We start from the raw sequence: 20,692 nt of genomic DNA, 5'->3' as shown, positions 1-20,692 counted from the left end.
ACTGACCGGACAGGGAGATCTTACCGCCGCCCGGCGTTGTGTGTCTTGTCAGGAGATTTCCGGTACGTCTCCGGCAGGTGTGAGGTCAAAGTGATCCATGCGACCCGGATGCAGGAATGCGTCGAGGTATTTACCTGTTCGGACAAGTAATGGCGCCTAGGGGCGCCGGACACCTTCTCTCCTCCGAACAGGAACCCACTCATGACCACGGCCTTCACCCCCTTCGACCTCGGCGGCGTCCGTCTGTCCAACCGCGTCGTCATGGCTCCCATGACCCGCGGCCGCGCCTACGGTCCCGGCCAGAGCCCGACCGATCTGATGGCGGCCTACTACGCGCAGCGCGCCGGCGCCGGCCTGATCATCGCCGAGGGAACCCAGCCGTCGGCGATCGGCCAGGGCTACCCGGACACCCCCGGCATCCACTCCGCCGAGCAGATCACCGCCTGGCGCAAGGTCACCGACGCCGTGCACGCCGAGGGCGGCGCGATCTTCCTTCAGCTCATGCACTCCGGACGCATAGGCCACCCGAGCCTGACCGGCCTCACCCCGGTCGGCCCCTCCGCGGTCCGGGCGAAGGGGCAGGTCCACACGCAGGCGGGCCCGCGGGACTTCGTCACCCCGCACGCGCTGACCGAGACGGAGATCGAGGAGACGATCGCCGACTTCGCCACCGCGGCGCGCAACGCGATCGAGGCGGGCTTCGACGGCGTGGAGCTGCACGGCGCCAACGGCTACCTCATCCACCAGTTCCTCGCGCCGAACTCCAACCGGCGCACCGACGCCTTCGGCGGCAGCCCCGAGCGGCGCGTCCGGTTCGCCGTCGAGACGGCACGGGCCGTCGCCGAGGCCATCGGCGCCGAGCGGGTCGGCCTGCGCATCTCGCCCGGCAACCCCTTCAACGACATCGACGAGAGCGACCGGGCGGACATGGAGGCCACCTATACCACCCTCGTCGACGCGCTCGCCCCGCTCGGCCTCGCCTACCTGCACCAGATGGAGGCCCCCGACGTCCGCGACCTGGTCGTGCGGCTGCGCAAGGCGTGGCCGGGCGCCTTCCTCCTCAATCCCTACACCGGCACGGAGCCCACCGGCCCCGACGCCCTGGCGCTCCTCGAGGACGGCACCGCCGACCTGATCGCCTACGGCGCCCTCTTCCTCGCCAACCCCGACCTGCCCGCCCGCCTGGCCGCCGGCGGCCCCTTCAACACCCCCGACCGCGCCACCTCCTTCGGCGGCGACCACCGCGGCTACACCGACTACCCCACCCTGGGCTGACGCCCTCCGCGGGTGCCTTCCGCCCGGGTGGGCATCCGCTCTTCCCTCCGGACAGCGGCGCGGCTGCCCGGCCGCACCGGTGTCCGGGCCGAGGACGTTCCGGTCCGGGTCGGGGAACGCCCTGGTCCGGGTCGGGGCCGCTCCGGTCCTACGAGGGGAGCTGCCCCAGGGCCGCCGGATCGAGGAGCAGCCGAAGGCCGTCGCCGAGCCCCGTGACAGACCCCGCGGCCCGGGCGGCTCCGGCGGCCTCGGGGGTCTCGGGGGTCCCGGGGACCGGGAACGGCCGGTCCTCCACCAGTCCCCGGAACAGCGCGGCGGCCTTCTCCTGGTGGGGGAGCGCCTCCGCGTACCGCTTCAGCCGGACGTACGCGATGCCGAGGTGGGTCAGGGAGGCGGCGAGCAGGGGGCGCGCCCCGGCCGGGGGCGCGGCCGACCGCAGCAGTCCCGGCAGTGCCGCACCGCCTCCCGGCCCGTGGCGGCCGACTCCCGGTGGCGGCCGGCGGCCAGCGCGGCGGCGCCGGCCTCGACCGCCAGCCGGGGGACGGCCCGTAACAGGGGGTACAGGCAGCGTGTCCCGACGTGCGGCCAGCGCTCGGGGGCGGCGGTCGGGAAGGTCACGGCGCGGGCACCGGTCTCACGCCTCCCATCTCCCGCGCCCTCACGGCCCCGCCGTGTCTCCCCGTCAGGGCCGGATGCCGTCGCAGGCGATGGGCAGGTGCCGCGGCCCGCGCAGGACGGCGTTCTGCCGGTACGGCGGCGGGTCCTCCAGCAGGCGGGGGTTCTCCAGTCTGCGGGCCAGCTCCGCCAGGGCGAACTGGGCCTCCAGCCGGGCGAGCGGCGCGCCGAAGCAGCTGTGGATGCCGCTGCCCAGGCCGAGGTGCTGGATGTCCCCGCGGTCCGGGTCGAAGCGGTCCGGGTGCTCGAAGCGCTGCGGGTCGCGGTTGCCGGAGGCCAGCACCAGCCACAGGGAGGCGCCCTTGGGGATGGTCACGCCGCGCACCTCGATGTCGGCGAGGGTGGTGCGCTGCGGCACCAGCTGCACCGGCGGCTCGAAGCGCAGCAGCTCCTCGACCACGGGCACGGCGAGCTGTGGATCCGCGCGCAGCCGCTCCAGGACACCGGGGTTGCGCAGCAGCGTCAGCATGCCGTTGGTGACCAGGTTGACGGTGGTCTCATGGCCCGCGATCAGCAGCAGCGCCGCGGTGCTGAGCAGCTCCATCGTGGTCATCGTGCCGTCCGGGCCCGCGGCCGTGGCCAGCTGGGAGAGCATGTCGTCGCCGGGCTTCTTGCGGCGCTCCTCGATCAGTCCGGACAGGTACATGCCCAGCTGCATACGGGCGTCGTGCGACTCCTTGCCCCGCTGCGTGGGATCCGCGTCCGGGTCGGGGTCCAGGCTCGCGGCGATGGTGTCCGCCCAGCTGTGGAAGCGAGCCTCGTCCTCGCGCGGCACCCCGAGCAGCCGGCAGATCACCGTCACCGGGAACGGGTAGGAGAACTGCTCCACCAAGTCGATCCGGCCGGGGTCGCCGATGCCGTCGATGAGACCGGAGACGATGTCGTGGAGCTCCGCGCGCATCCCGTCGACGCGGCGGGGGGAGTGCGGCGGCCCGAAGGGCCGGTTGGTCATGCGCCGCAGCCGGTCGTGTTCCGGCGGGTCGAGCCGCAGGAAGCTGGGCGGCAGGGCGCTCTGCTCCTCCTGGACCGACTCGGCCAGCGGGTCGTGGGAGGTCGACGCGAGATTGCGGGCGTCGGAGCTGATGCGCGGGTCGTGCAGCAGGCTGCGGATCTCGTAGTAGGTGCTGACGACGTACGGCCCGTCCTCCTCGTGGTGGACCGGCGTCTTCCGCAGCTCCTCGTAGATCGGATACGGATCGGCGCGGTTCGCGTGGTCAAGGATCTGGTGCAGCAGCGATGGCGTCATGGCGGGTCCTCGGGGCCGGGCGGGTCAGTGCGCGGGCGTGAACGTCAGCCGGCGGTCGGCGGGCGCGTATCCGCTGAGCGTCACGGTGGGGCCGTGGCTGGGCACCGACGGGTCGGGGAAGTCGGCGTCCACCGGCCGCTGCCCTTCCGGGTGCCGGTCGACCGTGGGGAACGACGGCGGGAACGGCGCCGTCGTCTCGATCAGCTCCTGGTAGAACGGCAGCCACCGGGCATGGTCGAAGGCGACCGCGCCGATGACGCGCCCCTGGTACCCGTAGACGCCGAGGAACCGGTGGGCCTCCAGCGAGCCCTGCGGGACGACGATCTCCGTCCCCAGCGTGGGCACGCCCACCGACTTGATGTTCACGCCGAACTGCGACGACCAGAAGGCCGGCACCCACATGTGCGGGAGCCGGTCGGAGGACGCGCTGAGCATGTTGTGCGCCGCGATCTCCGCCTGGGCGACGGCGTTGCCCCAGTGCTCCAGGGAGAGGAACTGGTAGCCGAACAGGGGGTGCGGGGAGCGCGCGACGTCCCCCGCGACGTAGATGTCGTCGGTCACTATGCCGCGGATGTCGAAGGCGCGGCAGCCGGCGTCGCAGGCGATGCCGCGGGGGCCCGCCCCCAGCCCGGACCCGGTGAGCCACTCGGTGTTCCGGGTGGCGCCGAGCGAGACGACCACCACGTCCGTCTCCACGGTGGAGCCGTCCGACAGGTGGGCGGCACGCACCCGCCCCGAGGCGTCGCCCTCCAGGGCGGTCACCATCACCCCGCACCGCAGGTCGACGCCGTGCTCGCGCTGGAGCTCGGCGGCGACCGCGCCGACCACCCCGCCGAGCGCGCCGACCAGGGGCGCCGCGCCGCGCTCGGCGACGGTGACGGCGAGGCCGCGCTCACGGCAGGCGGAGGCGATCTCCGAGCCGGTGAACCCGGCGCCGATGACGAGGACCCGCCGGGGGCCGTCGGCGAGCCGCCGGGTGAGCGCCGCGCTGTCGTCCCGGGTCCGCAGCACGAACACCCCGTCGAGTTCCGCCTCGGCCTCCCGCGGCCACGGGCGCGCCCGCACGCCGGTCGCGATCAGCAGCCGGTCGTAGGGCACCTCGTCGCCGTCGGCCAGCCGCACCCGGCGGGCGGCCATGTCCAGGCCGGTGGCCGCGACGCCCAGCCGCCACGTCGCGTCCAGGGCCCGGCGCCGGGGCAGCGCGGTGCGGTCGGCGGCCGCCCTGCCCAGCAGCACCTGCTTGGACAGCGGAGGCCGGTCGTACGGCTCGTAGGGTTCGTCACCGATCATCGTCAGGGATCCGGCGAAGCCCTTGGCGCGGAGCGTCTCGGCGGCCCGCAGGCCCGCCAGCGAGGCGCCGACGACGACGATGCGGCCCTCGCGCCGGAGGCTCTCCAGGGACGCGTCCGCGTTCACCGGGCACCGCCCCCGCCGGTCACCGTCTCGGCCGGCGCGTCCACCGCGTCGACGAGGATGGCCTGGACGGGGCAGGCCGTGGCCGCCTGCGTCACCTTCGCGCGCTGCGCCTCGTCGGGCTCGGGGAGGTAGAGCAGTCCCTCCTCACCGTGCATGGTGAAGACGTCGGGCGCCAGGAACGCGCACTGCGCGTACCCCTGGCAGCGGTTCAAGTCGACGGCAATCCTGACCACGGGACCGGTCCTCTCCGACGGCCCCTGCGACCGTCTGCGACCATCGTGGGCGGACGCGGCGGACGCGGCGACGAGAGGGAGCCCGTCGGAGTGAACGCCGCCCCCGTCATCCGGGGCCCGGCCGCCGCGCGCCGGCGGGCCGCCGCCCCCACAGGATGTGCAGGCTGACGACCAGAGCCCAGCCCGGGAAGACCAGCTCCGACCAGGGCAGGTCCGCACCCGCCACGAGCAGCGTCAGACCCGCGAGAAGGCTGAGGACGACCAGCGGGCGGGGGAAGATCCCGAGGCGGCGACCGATGGTCGAGGAGGTGAGGACGAACACCGCCGCCATCCGCATCGCGTACGTGGTCAGCAGGGCGTAGGCGTAGCGGCGGCCGAACGGCGAGTGCTGCCCGCTCTCGTCGAGCACGGTCGCCGCCGCGGCGGCACTGCCGAACAGGGTGGCGACGAAGACCAGGCCGCTGCCCAGGAACACCGTGGCCACGAACCGGTCCTCGCCGGCGCCGGCCTGCTCGCGCAGGGCGCCCATGAACCACAGGAAGGCGATCCCGGCGAACGGGAGCAGCGCCAGCGCCGTCCGCACGGCGCTCCGCTGCCCGGCGTCGACGGTGATCTCGTCCGCGCCGGCCCCGGCGGGCAGGGCGAGGCGCACCAGCACGATCGCCGTGGCCATCAGGACCGCGAACACCACTCCGGCGATCCCGACGGCCCGGGGCGTCCCGAGGTGCTCCTGTCTCTGCCTCATGGCCCCTCGCTCTCCTGTCCGCACCGTTCTGGTCCAGACAGCAGCAATCCGGCACCGCGCGCCACCGGGGCGCCACCCGGGGCCCTCCGTCCGCCCGGCCGCCCCGTGCGGGGGCCGTGCGGGGGCCGTGCGGGGCCCTGTGAGGCGGTGCGCACCTTGCCTGGGCCGCCCGCCCGGCGCAGGCTGAGGGTATGGCTGCTCACGAGGGCCCGACGCTCATCACGTCCGTGCAGCGAGCCTTTCGCCTGCTGGAGGCCGTGGGCGCGCACGAGAACGGCGCGCCGGCGAAACAGCTGGCGCGGGAGACGGGCCTGCCGCTGGCCACCGCCTACCACCTGCTGCGGACCCTGGTGCACGACGGGTACATCCGCAAGCTGGACGACGGCGGCTTCGTCCTGGGCGACAAGCTCCAGGCGCTGCACAGCAACGGCCGCGGACAGGCGCTGCTCAGCCGCGTCCGCCCCACGCTCGCCGCGCTCCGGGACGAGCTGGCGACCGCCGCCTACCTCACCTTCTACGAGGAGGGCGAGATCCGGGTCGCCGAGATCGTCGACGGCCCCCGGGCGCCCAGGGTCGACCTGTGGGTGGGGTTCGAGGACGCCGGGCACGCCACCGCGCTGGGCAAGGCCGTCCTCCGCGAGATGGACGAGGACTCCCGCACGGAGTACCTCTCGCGCCACCACCTCGCCGACCTCACCCCGCGGACCGTCACCAGCCTTCCGGAACTGCTCCGCCGGCTCGACCTCTCCCCCCTGGCCCCGGCCGTCACGGACATGGAGGAGTACGCCCTCGGCACCGTCTGCGTGGCCGTGCCCGTCTACAGCGGCACCACGCTCGGGTCGCTCGGCGTCTCCCTGCCGGTGGACCGGCTGTCCCGTCTCGACGAGGTCCGGGCCCGGCTGCTGCCCGTGGCGAGCCGTGTGACCAGGAGCCTGTCGCTCACTATCTGAAAAACCACCGCTTGTGGCGCCCGGGCCGAACCCCGTTTCCTGTATTAAGTACGACATATCAGTGCTCGTGTACAGATGAGGACCCCGGACGGAACATGAGTCAGGCGCAAGACCATGGTGACGCCCACCGGCCGATACGGCCGTCCAGAGACCGAGCGGTCCCTCCCCGGGCGGGGGCGTGGCGGAAGGGCGCCGCACAGCTGGCCGCCGGCACGCGCGTGCTGCCCGTTCTGATCATCTCCGTCGTCGTGCTCGTCGACTTCGTCGGCGGAGCGCGCATGATCTGGCTGCCCCTGCTCACGGCCGGACCGGCGCTGGCCGCCGTCACCAACGGGCCCCGCGGAGTGCTCTGCGTCGGTCTCCTCGCCGCGGTGCTGAGCGGCACGCACGGAACCGTCCACGCCGTTCCGGGCCGGGAGGTCCTGGCCGTCCTGTCCGCCGTGGTGGCCGTCACCCTGGCGAGTGCCCTGGCCAGCACGATGCGCGGCCGCCGTGAGCGGGTGCTCGCGGACGTCCGCTCCGTCGCGGAGGCCGCCCAGCACGCGCTCCTCACCCCGGTACCCGAGACGGTCGGCCCGTTCCGGGTGGCCGTCCGCTACAGCGCCGCGGCGGCGGAGGCCCGTATCGGCGGCGATCTCTACGCGCTGGTGCCCACCCCGTACGGGGTCCGACTGATCGTCGGCGACGTGCGCGGCAAGGGGCTGCCGGCGGTGGGGACCGCCGCGCTCGTGCTGGGCGTCTTCCGCGAGGCCGCCTACGACGAGCCCGACCTCCTCGCCGTCGTCGGCAGGATCGAACGGAGCCTGGCGCGCAACCTGGGCAGCGACGACTTCGTCACCGCCGTCGTCGCCGGATACCCGCGGGCAGGGGAGCTGGAGGTGGTGAACTGCGGACACGCCCCTCCGCTGCTGGTCCGCGCCTCCGGCGACGTCATACCGGTCGAGTCCGCCCGTCCGGCGCCGCCGCTGGGCCTGCGCGCCCTGTCCGGACAGGTTCCCACCCTCCAGGTGCTGCCCTTCGCCGACGGGGAGCAGTTGCTGCTCTACACCGACGGGGTCACCGAGGCCCGCGACCACGGCCGTGCGTTCTACCCGCTCGCCGAAGGACTGGCGCGCCACGTGTCCGACGAGCCGGCACGCACGCTCACCGCGCTCCACGACGAACTGCTGACCCACGTGGGCGGCCGGCTGCACGACGACGCTGCGCTGCTGCTCCTGTGCAAGCCGCCCCTCCCGGAGCCCGCCGCGTCGGTACGGGCCGTCCCCGCGTCGGCGTCCGACGCCGGCCGGGCCCCCGCCCCCGTCGCAGGCCCGCACCGCTGACGGGCGGCTGAGCGGCAGGTGCGTCCGGCCGCGCATGCCGCAGCGGAAGGCACCGGATAATGGCGCCGGAGTGTCGGGCCGTGCATGCCGCACGGGACAGGCACCGGAGTGTCGGCCGCGCACACCGCACCCGAAGGACGCGCACACCGCACCCGAAGGACTCGTGCCGCGCACGCCGTACCCGAAGGACCCGTTCCGCGCATGCCGCACCCGAAGGACGCCGGAAGGGTCAGACCGCGCACGCCGCACCGGAGTGCGGCCGGTCCGCCGCACTCCGGTGCGGCGCGCGCTCACATCGAGACGAGTTCGGCCCACCGGGTGACGCCACCGGGGTGGACGTGCATGCCGTGCCGAGTCGCCAGCGCGTGGACGATCGTCTCGCCCCGGCCGTGCTCGTCCGGATCGACCTCCGGGCACGCCGACCCGGCGGCAGGTACGGGTCCCCCGTCGGTGACCTCGATGAGCAGGGTTCCGAGCCCGCCGCCGCGGAACCACGACAGCCGCAGCTCCGCCGGGGGCAGGGCGTGGACGAGCGCGTTGGTGAGCAGCTCCGACACCACCAGGAGTGCTTCGTCGGCCGTCTCCGGGGAGACGTCCCAGTGGGCGAGGACCACTCCCGCGTGCTGCCGTACGGCCGAGACCGCCCCGGTGACGGGCGGGAGTCGCCAGACGTGCTCGACGCCCTCCCGCGTCATCCTGTTGAGCTCTACCGCCATCTGCCGTCCTCCGGTGAGAGCTGTCGGCCGAAACTGGCCTCGACGCGCTGTGCCGGGCCTCGATGCACCGTAGGGAGTGACAAGGAGGCGGTCAATGAACAGCGGTCGCCATTGCCGAACGCCCGCGCCCGGTCCGGCGGCGGGACGCCCGCCGCCACGACCGGCGTACGCCGCGCGGCGGTAATAAGCTCGCATCATGGCCGGACCGGTCCAGTCGATCGAACGGGCGGCGGCGATCCTGCGGCTGCTCGCGGGCGGGCCCCGCCGGCTCGGGCTCGGCGAGGTGGCGGCCTCCCTCGGGCTGGCGAAGGGCACCGCCCACGGCATCCTGCGCACCCTCCAGCACGTCGACTTCGTGGAGCAGGACGCCGCGACCGGGAAGTACCAGCTCGGGGCCGCCCTGCTGCACCTGGGCACCAGTTACCTGGACGTCAACGAACTGCGGTCGCGCTCCATCAACTGGGCCGACGCCCTGGCCGCCCGCAGCGGGGAGGCGGTGCGCCTGGGCACCCCCCTGGAGGGCAGGGTGCTCGTCGTCCACCATGTGTTCCGGCCCGACGACACGCTCCAGACGCTGGACGTGGGCTCACTGCTGCCGCTGCACGCCTCCTCGCTCGGCAAGGTGCTGCTGGCCTTCGGCACCGCACCCCTGGAGCCCGCCGTCGACCTCGGCCTGGAGGCGTACACCCGGCACACGCTGGTCGTCCCGGAACAGCTCACCCGGGCGCTCGCCGAGATCCGCGAACTCGGCTGGGCGGGCGAGGTCCAGGAGATGAGCATGGGGGAGGCCGGCATCGCCGCGCCGATCCGCGGGCACGGCGGCCTCGTCGTGGGCGCCGTCGGGCTGTCCGGCCCGGTCGAGCGGATCTGCGACAGCCAGGGCCGCCCGCGGCCGAGCCTGGTCACCCTGCTGCGCGAGGCCGCACGGGCGATCTCCCGGGACCTGGGTGCCGCTCGCTGGTGACACCACCGCCTCTCGGCATGTCGGAAGGCAGACCGATCATGGTTGAACGGTACGTAATGTCCATCGATCAGGGCACCAACTCCACCCGGTGCATCCTGTTCGACCACCACGGCCGGCTGGTGTCCGTCGCCCAGCGGGAGCACCAGCAGCACTTCCCCCGGCCCGGATGGGTCGAGCACGACGCCGCCGAGATCTGGCGCAACGTGCGGCGCGTGGTGCCCGAGGCGCTGACCGACGGCGGTGTCGGGGCCGAGGAGGTCGCCGCCGTCGGCCTCGCCAACCAGCGGGAGACGACGGTGCTGTGGGACCGGCGGACCGGCACCCCGCTGGGCAGGGCGATCGTCTGGCAGGACACCCGCACGGCATCCCTCGTCGACGACCTGCGACGCCACCCCGGGGACGGCTTCTTCCTCGACCGGTGCGCCCTGCCCCCCTCCACCTACTTCTCGGCGCTGCGCCTGCGCTGGCTGTTCGACCACGACCCCGCGCTGGCCCGGCGCGCCGAGGACGGCGAGGTGCTGTGCGGCACGATGGAGAGCTGGCTGATCTGGAACCTCACCGGCGGCGCGGACGGCGGCCTGCACATCACCGACGCCACCAACGCGAGCCGCACCATGCTGATGAACATCCGCACGCTCGACTGGGACGAGGACCTCCTGGCGTTCTTCGGGGTCCCCCGCGCCGTGCTGCCCGCGATCCGGCCGTCCGCCGAGACCTACGGCGTCGCCCGCTCGGTCCTCCCCGGGGTCCGCATCACGGCCGCCCTCGGCGACCAGCAGGCCGCCCTCTTCGGCCAGACCTGCTTCTCCCCGGGCGAGGCGAAGTGCACGTACGGGACGGGCGGCTTCCTGCTGCTCAACACCGGCACCGACGTCGTACGCTCCCGGAACGGGCTCCTCACGACCGTCGCGTACAAGATCGGGGACCAGCCCCAGGCCTACGCCCTGGAGGGGTCGATCGCCGTCACCGGGGCGCTGGTCCAGTGGTTCCGCGACCGTCTGGGACTGATCAGCAGCGCGCCGGAGATCGAGACCCTCGCGCGCACGGTCGAGGACAACGGCGGCTGCTACATCGTCCCCGCCTTCTCCGGCCTGTTCGCACCCCGCTGGCGCAGCGACGCGCGGGGTGTCATCGTCGGCCTCACCTCGTACATCACCAAGGGGCACCTGGCGCGGGCCGTACTGGAGGCCACCGGCTGGCAGACGCGGGAGGTCGTCGACGCCATGAACGCCGACTTCCCGGTCCCCCTGGAGCGGCTCAAGGTCGACGGCGGCATGACGGCGGACAACCTGCTCATGCAGTTCGTGGCCGACGTGCTCGACGTGCCCGTGGTACGGCCCATGGTCGCCGAGACGGTCTCCCTCGGCGCCGCCTACGCGGCCGGGCTGGCCGCCGGCTACTGGACCGACCTGGAGGTGCTGCGCCGCAACTGGCACCGGGCCGGCCAGTGGCTGCCGGACATGGACCCCGATCGACGGGAGGCGGAGTACGACAACTGGCGGCGGGCCGTCGAGCGGTCGATCGGGTGGATCAGACCCGCCTGAGGGCACATGGCGAAGGAGCGTCGGCCGGCACCTGCGGGCGGGAACCCGCCGACCGGCTCAGCCGTCGTGTCCGCGCCGGGGAGACCGTCGGCGGGACGCTGTCCGTGCGCCACCGGGACGGCCACCGGGTGGCGAGGGACATCCCCTGGACCTGCGGCCGCGTCCGGCGGCTGTCTGGTCGGCCGAGCCGGCCACCCCCCACCGGCGGGGGCGGAGGCGGCCGATGCGGGTGCCGCCCTCCGCCGGGAGGACGGAGCGGCGCCTGGCGCGCTCGGCGTAGGCCACCCCGCCCGCCGGTCGGACACCGCCGCCACCCGCCCGCCGGTCGGACACCGCCGCCACCCGCCCGCCGGTCGGACACCGCCGTCACCCGCTCGCCGGTCGGACACCGCCGTCACCGCCCGGCGGCCGGCCGGCACCCTCTGTTTCCGTCGGGCCGTCAGGTCCTGCCGTCCCGCCGTGCGTCCGGCTTCGCGAGCGCCCGGAACTCGGACCACTGCACCGCGGGCCGGGACAGACCGCGGCGCTCCAGATACCGGTCGGTGGCCCGCTTCGTCCGCCGGAGCACCCGCAGCGCGTCGCTCGGCCGTCCCGAGCCCATCGGCTGCACCACTGTGGCGGGCACGAGGGACCAGCCCGCACCGGTCCGCTCCAGCTCACCGCGGACGAGCGTGTTCTCCATGCGGTTGAGCCGTTCGTCGTGCCGGTGCACCAGCAGCGACGCCGGGCCGGGCGCCACGGCGCAGTCGGACGGCACCTCCACCGTGAAACCGGCGTCCCCCGGCACCGGACGGGTCCGGGCGAGCACGGGCGCCCCGGACGCGTCGCGGGCGGCGAGGACCGCGGTGGGGTAGCGGGCGAGCTGAGCGGCCCCGGGCAGCGCTCCACCCCCGTCCGGGCCCGGGGACGCGTGCCCGGACGAGGGCGGAGCGAGCGGAGGACGCACGATCACCCGCTCGGGCGTGACGGTGATGAGCAGCCGCAGGTAGTACCAGTCCATCAGCCACCGCAGGGGAGGGGAGAGGTACGACCGGCTGTGCGGCTGCCGCTCGAAGAGCATCCGCCAGTAGTCCTCGGCGCCCTGCGGACCCGTCATGATCTCGTCGGGGCACTCGGCCCGGCCGCCGACGTAGATCTGCGGGGCGTGGTCGAGACCGCTGCCGGTCGGGTCGGACAGGAGCAGCGCGACGCGTCCGTCCCGGCGGACGTTCAGCGCCTTCTGCGCGAACGCCAGGGACGTGGTCAGCAGGAGGGTCCCGTCCGCGCGGCGCGACACCGCCGCCGGCCAGGCCAGTGGGGTGCCGTCCCGGCCGAGCGTGGCGAACTCGCAGGTGCGGTAGGCGTCGAGGACGTCGAGCGGGGCGGAGTCGAGTACGGTCACCGTCCCGCCTCCCCGTTCAGCGGGCCCCGCACGGCGCGGCAGGCCGCGGCGTACCGACGCCTGCCGACGGCCCGCCACAGCAGCCGGCCGGCCAGCGGTGCCTTCCCGAGGAAGTGGGCCCGCTCCTCGGGCGTGGCCTCCTCGAGGAGCGCGCCGAGGGCGAGCATGAGCTTGTTCCGGGGGACGGTCTCCAGCCCGCGGCGTCCGACCGCGTCCCACTCGGCGACGGACAGGTGCTCGGCGACGAGGGGGAGGACCATCCGCTCCTCGTCGTCGAGGTGGCCGAGGAGCACACGGCGGTGCTCGTCCAGCGCCAGGGCGAGTTCCTCCCCGGCGACACAGTCGGCCGTCCGCCGCCACGCGGGCACCCACCCGGTGACGGCCGCCAGACTGTGGTCGATGCGTTCGTGCTGCTCCTCCATCCGCACGATCAGCCCGTCGTCCGCGGCGCGCGCACGCAGCAGTGGCCAGATCAACTCGTCCTCCACGGTGTGGTGGTGGTGCAGACCCGTCAGGTAATCGTCAAGGTACGCCGCGACCTCGGCGGCGCGCACCGTACCGCCGTCCGGTACGGCGCGTACGAGGCGGGGCAGGAGGGCCGACTCACGGCGGAAGACCCGGTGGACCACGACCATCTCGTGGGTGTACGGACGGCCGGTGACGGGGCGTTCGAAAGCCGTACTACTGGGGGACACGCTTGCTTGCTCCAACAACGGTTCGGACAGGGCATGAGGCGCCAAGGGTGCGGCCGGCCTCTTGGCGAACGCTTGGCGCCGCACTTGGCGCCCCGGGCGCCGCCTCGGCCAGGACGTTCACCGTCCGTCGAGGAGGCCGGTCCGCCCCCCGGCGGATGCGTGCGGCGTACTGCGTCTACGAGCCCTGGGCCCGCCGGGCGCCGACGTCGGGGGGCCGGGGGGGCGGGGGGAGGCCGGTCGCCCTCGGGGCCCGAGGCAGCGCGCCGTCCTCGCGCCGCTGCTCGCGGCCGGCCGGGCCGGGAGGCGGCACACGCCCGACCGGCACTGGTCCGGGCCGACGGCGAACCACGCCTGTCGGCCCGGTGGCGGACCGCGCCTGTCGGGCCGGTGGCGGACCGCGCCTGCCGGTCCGACGGCGGACCACGCCTGTCGGCCCGACGGCGGACCACGCCTGTCGGCCCGGCGGTGGACCCTCGCGACGCAGGGCAGCGGCGCCGGCCGGGCCCGGGGCCGGGCACCCGTCCCCGGGGCGTGCGGCCGGGGCCGGCCGCCGGTCAGTCCCGGGCGGCGTCCGTCCGGGGAGCCGCGTGCCGGGCCGCCCGCTCGTACGGCGGCAAAGGCACGGCCACCGTGTCCCGGACGTCGCGCGGCGCCCCGGCGCGGCGGCGGGGGAGCACCGTGCCCAGCCAGCCCAGCAGGAAGCCGAGGGGGATGGTGACGGCCCCGGTGGTGGCGAGGGGCAGCCAGTTGATGTCATGTCCGGGCAGGACAGCGTCGGGCGTGCCCGAGACGAGGCTCGTGGCGGGGAAGAGGAGCAGTACGCCCGCCGTGCCGCCGATCAGGGTCCACAGCAGTCCCGTCCGGTGGAAGCGGGCCCAGAACAGGGAGTAGAGCAGCGCGGGCGCGATCACCGATGCGCCCAGGGACATGGACAGCATGCTCAGCGCGTGCAGGCTGCGGTGCTGGACGGGGATGGCGAGCGCGACGGCCACGACCCCCACGCCCAGCGCGGCGGTACGCGCGGTCCGTATCTCCCGGCGCGGCGTGGCGGGGGTGCCGTCCCGTGGGGTGAACACGTCGTGCGCGAGCGTGCCCGCGCAGGCCAGGATCATCCCGGCGACGGAGGCGAGCAGCGTCAGGAACAGCGCCGTCGTCACGCCGGTGAGGAGCAGGGCCTCCACCAGCGTGCCGCCCTGGCCCAGCGCCGCACGGGCGGCCAGCAGATAGGCGGTGTCGCCCTGGGGGTCGGCGGCCCGGATCGCCGGGCCGCCCACGAGCGCCGCGGCGCCGAACGCGAACACCACGATGATCAGGACCGACAGGGCGACCAGGGAGACCGCCCACGACATGGACCGGCGGACCTGGCGCGCGCTGCGGGCGCCGTACAGCCGCATGGTGATGTGGGGCAGGCAGGCCGCGCCGAGCGCGAGCGTCACGGTGGTCGCGACCATGTCCAGGCGGGGGTGGGACCCCGTGGCGAACTGGAGCCCGGGCCGCAGGTACGCCTCCGGGGCGAGGGAACGTCTCGCCGCGGCGTCCAGCAGGGCGCCGGCGTCGTAGTCGAAGCGGCGCAGCAGCAGCACGCTCACGACCAGACCGGAGCCGATCAGCGCGACCATCTTGAGGACCTGCACGAAGGCGGTGCCCTGCATGCCCCCGATGGCCGCGTAGCTGATCATCAGCAGCCCCAGGGCGACGATGCACCCGGTGCCGGCCACGGACCCTTCGAACCCGAGGAGGAAGGCCACCAGATCTCCGCAGGCGGCCAACTGGACCAGCATCAGGGGCATGAGGGCGATCACGGTGACGACGGCCGTCGTGACGCGCGGGGAGCGGCCCGGCATGCGGCGGGCGAGGGTGTCGCCCATCGTGAAGCGTCCGCTGCCGCGCAGGGGTTCGGCCAGGACGGCCATCAGCAGGGCGAGGGAGACCGAGGTGGCCAGGGCCAGGACGATGCCGTCGTACCCGGCGAGGGCGATGACGCCCCCCGTGCCGAGGACCGTGGCCGCCGAGATGTAGTCACCGGCGATCGCCAGGCCGTTGCGCAGGGGGGAGAACCGGCCGTAACCGGTGTAGAACTCCTCCAGGCTCTCGCTGTCCGGGCCGGAGATCACGCACAGCATGAGCGTGACGGTGACGATCGCGGTGAACGCCATGAGCGCGAGGCTCTGGAGGGAGGTTCCGCCGCTGTTCACCGCGGCTCACCGCCGCGGCCCGCGTCGTCCGCCGGCGCCGGCGGGACATCGCCCCCGCGACGGGCGGCGCGCTCGAACCACCACAGGACGCCCGCCATGAAGGGCAGTTGCGCCAGACCCGCCAGCACGCCCACGGGCGGCCCGTCACCGGTGACGGGCCGGGACATCGGACCGGGCGCCCACGCCGACAGCAGCAGGAACGTCAGGAACGTCCCGCCCGTCAGCACGGCCGCCGTACGACGGGGTCCGCGCAAGGCGGCGTACGGCGGTCCCGCGGGACGCCGTCCGGCATCCGTGGACCGTCCGGTGGGGGCTGCTCTCCAGACCATGCTCGACTCTCTCGTGGCGTCGTTCGGGAGTGTCCGGCCCGCGCGGAAAGCCGGGGCACGGGAAGCCGCGCTCCCCCGGGCGTCCTGGCCGACGACAGCGTCACCGGACGGTGACCGCTGGTGAGTCTGGGGCACGGGGGAGGGCGACGGCGCCCCGAACACGACACCGCGTGCCCCGGGAACAGTCCCGCGCGGACAGATCTGTGCCCTCGCACAACGGCGCCCTCGCACAACGGCGCCCCACCGGGCGGGGGCGTGGGGACCGGGCGGGCCGCCGCACTGCTCCATCCGTGTACAGCAATCACCGCAGTGGCGGTGTGTCGCTGCCGCGCGACGTCGCCTCCGGCTGCGGGCGGCCAGGATGGCGGCGGACGCACGCACGGCGCGGACGAGCCGCGATCACGGGAGAAGCACGCTTTGAGCATCGTCGACGAACCTCAGGGTGCCGCGGCACCAGGGTCCCACTACGAGGACGAGCTGCCGGTCCGGCGCCAACGCCGCGGCGAGGTCGTCGTCAAGTGGCTCAGCACCACGGACCACAAGACGATCGGCACGCTGTACCTCTCGACGTCGTTCATGTTCTTCCTCATCGGCGGCGTGATGGCGCTGGTCATCCGCGCCGAACTGGCCCGGCCGGGCATCCAGATCGTCTCCAACGAGCAGTACAACCAGGCGTTCACGATGCACGGCACCGTGATGCTCCTGATGTTCGCCACCCCGCTGTTCGCCGGATTCACCAACTGGATCATGCCGTTGCAGATCGGCGCGCCCGACGTGGCGTTCCCGCGGCTGAACATCTTCGCCTACTGGCTCTACCTCTTCGGCTCGCTGGTCGCCGTCGGCGGCTTCCTCACTCCGCAGGGCGCGGCCGACTTCGGCTGGTTCGCCTACACCCCGCTGTCGGACACGATCCGCACCCCCAACGTCGGCGCCGATCTGTGGATCATGGGCCTGGCCTTCTCCGGCTTCGGCACGATCCTCGGCGCGGTCAACTTCATCACCACGATCATCTGCATGCGCGCCCCCGGCATGACCATGTTCCGCATGCCGATCTTCACCTGGAACGTCCTGCTGACCAGTGTCCTGGTCCTGCTGGCCTTCCCGGTCCTCGCGGCCGCGCTGTTCGCCCTGGAGGCGGACCGCAAGTTCGGCGCCCACATCTTCGACCCGGCCAACGGCGGCCCGCTGCTGTGGCAGCACCTCTTCTGGTTCTTCGGACACCCGGAGGTGTACATCATCGCCCTGCCGTTCTTCGGCATCATCACGGAAGTCATCCCGGTCTTCAGCCGCAAGCCGATCTTCGGCTACATGGGCCTGGTCGCCGCGACGATCGCGATCGCCGGCCTCTCCGTGACCGTGTGGGCCCACCACATGTACGTCACCGGCGGTGTGCTGCTGCCGTTCTTCGCCTTCATGACGTTCCTCATCGCCGTCCCGACCGGGGTGAAGTTCTTCAACTGGATCGGCACGATGTGGAAGGGCTCGCTGTCCTTCGAGACCCCGATGCTGTGGGCCGCGGGCTTCCTGGTGACGTTCCTCTTCGGCGGTCTGACCGGGGTGATCCTGGCGTCGCCGCCGATGGACTTCCACGTCTCCGACTCGTACTTCGTGGTGGCGCACTTCCACTACGTCGTCTTCGGCACCGTCGTCTTCGCGATGTTCGCCGGCTTCCACTTCTGGTGGCCGAAGTTCACCGGCAAGCTCCTCGACGAGCGCCTCGGCAAGATCACCTTCTGGACGCTGTTCGTCGGCTTCCACGGCACCTTCCTGGTCCAGCACTGGCTGGGCGCCGAGGGCATGCCCCGCCGGTACGCCGACTACCTGGCCGCCGACGGCTTCACCGCACTGAACACGGTCTCCACGATCGGCTCCTTCCTGCTCGGCCTGTCGATGCTTCCGTTCCTCTACAACGTCTGGCGGACCGCCAAGTACGGCAAGCCGGTCGGCGTCGACGACCCGTGGGGCTACGGCCGCTCCCTGGAGTGGGCGACCTCCTGCCCGCCGCCGCGGCACAACTTCCTCACCCTGCCGCGCATCCGCAGCGAATCCCCGGCCTTCGACCTGCACCACCCCGACATGGCGCTGGCCGAGGCCGAAGCCCAGGTCCACTGACGAACGACGAGGGGACGCAGGTGAGCGAGCCGTCGTACCGGCAGGCCGGAGGCACCGGTCTCGGCGAAGAGGTCGAGGGGTACCTCCTGTGGCAGGCCACCATCGCGGAGGCGGAACGACGAGCGCGCGAGTTCGTCCGCCCCCTGGAGTGGACCACCACCGCACAGCGCATCGAGATCGAACAGCACTACGTCACCGACCGGCTCGAACGCGCCCGCGAGGACCTGGAGAGGATCGCGAACCGGTGCGTGTCCCTGCGCGGTGAGTACGAACGGCGCTACCGGACGCTCCGGCTGCGCTGCGTGGGCTGGACGGTCGCCGCGAGCGCCTGCTGCGCCGCCACCGGCGCCCTGTCCCTGCTGTGGCCCCACTGACGCGTGCCCGGGCCCGCCGCCGGTCGGCGCCCGGTGTGCCGCCGGGCAGCGTGAGCCGCGTCGACACCGACGCGTACGCAGTGACGGTGAGTTGACCGGTCCGCGCTCGTCCGCCGCCGCGGGAAGCGTTGTCGGCGGGGGCCCGCCAGAACCCCCGCCGGAGGCCGGCGACTCCCACCCGGGACTCCGGCCGGGGGCAGCAGCGGCGGGAGGAGCACAGCGGTGTCCTCCACGCCCGTGCCGCGTGGACGTAGGCCCGGTGGTGGTCGAGTTCCGGGGACGCCCCGCATCCCGGGGACGGGCATCCCGCCCTCGACGAGGCGATCGCGGAGCAGATCGCGGAGCACGAGCGGTGCCGCGGCGCGGCACCGGGCTCGTCCACGAGCACGACAGGACCGCGGAACGCTGGGACCAGGTCGTCCGGACGGAACGGGGCGACTGACTCCGCGGTGCCCACCCCACAGCGGGGGCCGCACCACGAAGTCAGTCCGAAGTCAGCCCCAACCCCTCCCGTCACCGGGGCGCGGCCCTCGGCCGTCCCGCGGGGCGGCCTGCCCGCTGTAGTGGGCGGATCCGGCCTTCCGGCACTGGAGCTTGACCGTCTGCCCGGCGAACCCGTGGTACTTGAGGTCCTCCCAGTCCGCCCGGCCCGCGACACGACGCACGGCGGGCGTCGCACCGCCAGCGCGCCCGGCACTTCGGGACTGGTGGTTCACGCGGTCCCCGGCGCCCGGTGGCCGACCAGACTCCGACGACCGTTGTCATCCATCCCCACGGAGGTGCCGATGTCCGGCCCAGCGAGAAGAACGGCGGTCCCGTGCCGCCGCACCTGGTCGTCGATCCGACGGACAGCAGTGCGGTCGGTGGTCGTCGCGGGGGTCCTGCTGCTGTCCGCCGCCGGCCTGGCCGTCACACCGGCCGCGGCCGCCGACGCGCCCGTCGTCACGACCCGGTACGGGCAGGTGCAGGGGAAGGCGGACGGGACCGCCACCTCCTACCTCGGCATCCCGTACGCCGCTCCACCGGTCGGCCCCCTGCGCTGGAAGCCGCCCGCTCCCCCCGCGCGCTGGTGGGGAGTCCGGGACGCCGCCACCCCGGGCGACCCCTGCGTGCAGCGCATCCAGTCCAGCCCCTGGGGCAACCTCGCGGGACCCGGCACACCCAGTGAGGACTGCCTGTACCTGAACGTCCACACCCCCACCCAGCGGTCCCTCCACGGGCGACCGGTGATGGTGTGGATCCACGGGGGCGGCTTCACCGTCGGCTCCGGCACGTTCTACGACGGCGGCGACCTGGCCGCCGAGGGCGACGTGGTCGTCGTCACCCTCAACTACCGGCTGGGCGCCTTCGGTTACTTGGCCCACCCGGACCTGGCCCAGGAGTCGCCGCAGGGAACGTCCGGCAACTACGGACTGCTCGACCAGCAGGCCGCCCTGCGCTGGGTCAGGGACAACATCGCGGCGTTCGGCGGCGACCCCGGCAATGTGACGATCTTCGGCGAGTCCGCGGGAGGCGGCAGCGTCTGCCACCACCTGGTCTCGCCCCGCACGACCGGCCTGTTCGACCGGGCCATCGCCCAGTCCGGCTGCGGTTTCCCCCTGCCCACCCAGGAGTCGCAGCAGAACAACGGCCGGACCTGGGCGGACTCCCTGGGCTGCGCGGACGCCGCCTGCCTGCGCTCCAAGAGCGCGGACGAACTGCTCACCGCCTCGGCCGCGCCTACCGCCCGCTGGGTGCCCAACGTCGACGGCAAGGTCCTCCCCCTCCAGGTGCCGGACGCCCTGGAGAGCGGACGCTTCCACCACGTTCCCGTCCTCCAGGGCACCACCGCCGACGAGGGCCGGCTCACGGTGGCGACCACCTACGACCTGGCCGGCCGGCAGCTCACCGCCGCGGGCTACCCGGTCGCGGTCCGCGCGCTCCACGGTGAACGAGCCGACGAGATCCTGGCCCGCTATCCGCTGTCGGACCACGGCACGCCCGCCGAGGCCCTGGGCGCGATCCTCACGGACTCCCAGTTCGCCTGTCTCCAGTCCCGCACCGCACGCCTGATGGCCGAACACACCCGGTCCTACCAGTACGAGTTCGCCGACCGTCACGCCATGGACTACCTGAACCTGCCGATCAGCTTCCCGATCGGCGCTCCCCACGGCTCGGAGATCCGGTACGTCTTCGGCGGCGTCTCGGGCACCCCGGCCCAGAACGCCCTGGCGGACAGCATGCTCGCCTACTGGACCACCTTCGCCAGGACCGGCATCCCGTACGCCGTGAACGCGCCACGCTGGGACCTCTTCCCGCAGGTTCAGGTCCTCGCCCCGGAGGCGATCACCTCGGTGGACACCTTCCCCGAGAACCACCAGTGCGACCTGTGGAACCCGGCCACCTCCTGACGGCCGGTACGGCGGCCCCGCTTCCGCGGCGGGCGCTGAGGCCGGCCGCCTCCGCCGCCCCAGCCGGGGCCGTGCAGGCGGAACCGTCCTGCACGGCGCGGTCGGGCCGCCCCGGCACCGAGACGCCCGA

The 20,692-nt window shown here is 73.7% G+C and carries 18 protein-coding genes; 8 read left to right on the top strand and 10 right to left on the bottom strand.

From position 1 onward, the window contains the following. Positions 1–201 precede the first annotated feature (201 nt). Positions 202–1,275: an alkene reductase gene (locus tag ACZ3KJ_RS32090; RefSeq protein WP_467532133.1), complete on the top strand. Its 1,074-nt coding sequence runs from the start codon at positions 202–204 to the stop codon at positions 1,273–1,275. Positions 1,276–1,659: 384 nt separating this feature from the next. Here ACZ3KJ_RS32090 and ACZ3KJ_RS32085 read toward each other — a convergent pair whose 3' ends face one another. From ACZ3KJ_RS32085 to ACZ3KJ_RS32065, 5 genes are all read right to left on the bottom strand, one after another. Continuing rightward, a complete protein-coding gene (locus tag ACZ3KJ_RS32085) occupies positions 1,660–1,893 on the bottom strand; it encodes a hypothetical protein (protein WP_467532131.1) in 234 nt (77 codons plus the stop codon). Positions 1,894–1,957: 64 nt separating this feature from the next. Beyond that, positions 1,958–3,196, bottom strand: coding sequence for a cytochrome P450 (locus ACZ3KJ_RS32080; protein WP_467532129.1), 1,239 nt, complete (start codon positions 3,194–3,196; stop codon positions 1,958–1,960). 24 nt (positions 3,197–3,220) lie between these two features. Beyond that, positions 3,221–4,612 carry an NAD(P)/FAD-dependent oxidoreductase gene (locus tag ACZ3KJ_RS32075; RefSeq protein WP_467532127.1) on the bottom strand — a complete coding sequence of 464 codons (1,392 nt, stop codon included), beginning with the start codon at positions 4,610–4,612 and terminating at the stop codon, positions 3,221–3,223. Beyond that, positions 4,609–4,845: a ferredoxin gene (locus ACZ3KJ_RS32070; protein ID WP_467532125.1), complete on the bottom strand. Its 237-nt coding sequence runs from the start codon at positions 4,843–4,845 to the stop codon at positions 4,609–4,611. Before ACZ3KJ_RS32070 ends, ACZ3KJ_RS32075 begins: the two co-directional genes overlap by 4 nt. A 106-nt stretch (positions 4,846–4,951) precedes the next feature. After that, on the bottom strand, positions 4,952–5,590 hold the full coding sequence (locus ACZ3KJ_RS32065) for a hypothetical protein (RefSeq protein WP_467532123.1): 639 nt from the start codon (positions 5,588–5,590) through the stop codon (positions 4,952–4,954). A gap of 191 nt (positions 5,591–5,781) precedes the next feature. Here ACZ3KJ_RS32065 and ACZ3KJ_RS32060 point away from each other — a divergent pair, with 191 nt between their 5' ends. After that, the gene (locus ACZ3KJ_RS32060) at positions 5,782–6,540 is read left to right on the top strand and encodes an IclR family transcriptional regulator (protein ID WP_467532121.1); all 759 of its coding nucleotides are present in this window, start codon (positions 5,782–5,784) and stop codon (positions 6,538–6,540) included. A gap of 95 nt (positions 6,541–6,635) precedes the next feature. Then, positions 6,636–7,862 carry a PP2C family protein-serine/threonine phosphatase gene (locus tag ACZ3KJ_RS32055; protein WP_467532120.1) on the top strand — a complete coding sequence of 409 codons (1,227 nt, stop codon included), beginning with the start codon at positions 6,636–6,638 and terminating at the stop codon, positions 7,860–7,862. A gap of 290 nt (positions 7,863–8,152) precedes the next feature. On the opposite strand, the gene ACZ3KJ_RS32050 is transcribed toward ACZ3KJ_RS32055, so the two are convergent. Beyond that, a complete protein-coding gene (locus ACZ3KJ_RS32050; RefSeq protein ID WP_467532119.1) occupies positions 8,153–8,578 on the bottom strand; it encodes an ATP-binding protein in 426 nt (141 codons plus the stop codon). Between the two features lie 196 nt (positions 8,579–8,774). On the opposite strand from ACZ3KJ_RS32050, the gene ACZ3KJ_RS32045 reads away from it, so the two are divergent. Beyond that, on the top strand, positions 8,775–9,542 hold the full coding sequence (locus ACZ3KJ_RS32045) for an IclR family transcriptional regulator (protein ID WP_385075981.1): 768 nt from the start codon (positions 8,775–8,777) through the stop codon (positions 9,540–9,542). A gap of 38 nt (positions 9,543–9,580) precedes the next feature. Further along, a complete protein-coding gene (gene glpK, locus ACZ3KJ_RS32040; RefSeq protein ID WP_467532246.1) occupies positions 9,581–11,086 on the top strand; it encodes a glycerol kinase GlpK in 1,506 nt (501 codons plus the stop codon). Positions 11,087–11,525: 439 nt separating this feature from the next. Here the strand turns inward: glpK and ACZ3KJ_RS32035 are convergent, their stop codons facing one another. The 4 genes from ACZ3KJ_RS32035 to ACZ3KJ_RS32020 form a co-directional block, all read right to left on the bottom strand. Continuing rightward, complete coding sequence (locus tag ACZ3KJ_RS32035) at positions 11,526–12,467, bottom strand: pyridoxamine 5'-phosphate oxidase family protein (protein ID WP_467532117.1); 942 nt, start codon at positions 12,465–12,467, stop codon at positions 11,526–11,528. Further along, complete coding sequence (locus ACZ3KJ_RS32030) at positions 12,464–13,162, bottom strand: hemerythrin domain-containing protein (RefSeq protein WP_467532116.1); 699 nt, start codon at positions 13,160–13,162, stop codon at positions 12,464–12,466. Before ACZ3KJ_RS32030 ends, ACZ3KJ_RS32035 begins: the two co-directional genes overlap by 4 nt. Before the next feature lie 554 nt (positions 13,163–13,716). Next, the gene (locus tag ACZ3KJ_RS32025) at positions 13,717–15,318 is read right to left on the bottom strand and encodes a sodium/solute symporter (RefSeq protein ID WP_467532244.1); all 1,602 of its coding nucleotides are present in this window, start codon (positions 15,316–15,318) and stop codon (positions 13,717–13,719) included. Positions 15,319–15,353: 35 nt separating this feature from the next. After that, complete coding sequence (locus tag ACZ3KJ_RS32020) at positions 15,354–15,686, bottom strand: DUF485 domain-containing protein (RefSeq protein WP_467532114.1); 333 nt, start codon at positions 15,684–15,686, stop codon at positions 15,354–15,356. Between the two features lie 417 nt (positions 15,687–16,103). Here ACZ3KJ_RS32020 and ctaD point away from each other — a divergent pair, with 417 nt between their 5' ends. The 3 genes from ctaD to ACZ3KJ_RS32005 all read left to right on the top strand — a co-directional run bounded on the left by ctaD (position 16,104) and on the right by ACZ3KJ_RS32005 (position 20,562). Continuing rightward, positions 16,104–17,798 (top strand): aa3-type cytochrome oxidase subunit I, encoded by a 1,695-nt coding sequence (gene ctaD, locus ACZ3KJ_RS32015; protein ID WP_467532112.1) that lies wholly within the window; start codon positions 16,104–16,106, stop codon positions 17,796–17,798. Positions 17,799–17,818: 20 nt separating this feature from the next. Further along, entirely contained in the window at positions 17,819–18,172 is a 354-nt protein-coding gene (locus ACZ3KJ_RS32010; RefSeq protein WP_467532111.1) for a cytochrome C oxidase subunit I, read from the top strand. Between the two features lie 863 nt (positions 18,173–19,035). Then, positions 19,036–20,562, top strand: a complete 1,527-nt coding sequence (locus ACZ3KJ_RS32005) for a carboxylesterase/lipase family protein (RefSeq protein WP_467532110.1) — start codon at positions 19,036–19,038, stop codon at positions 20,560–20,562. Positions 20,563–20,692 lie beyond the last annotated feature (130 nt).

The organism is Streptomyces sp. NPDC003248 (genome assembly GCF_055563235.1).
This window is presented reverse-complemented; position numbering and strand designations above follow the sequence as displayed.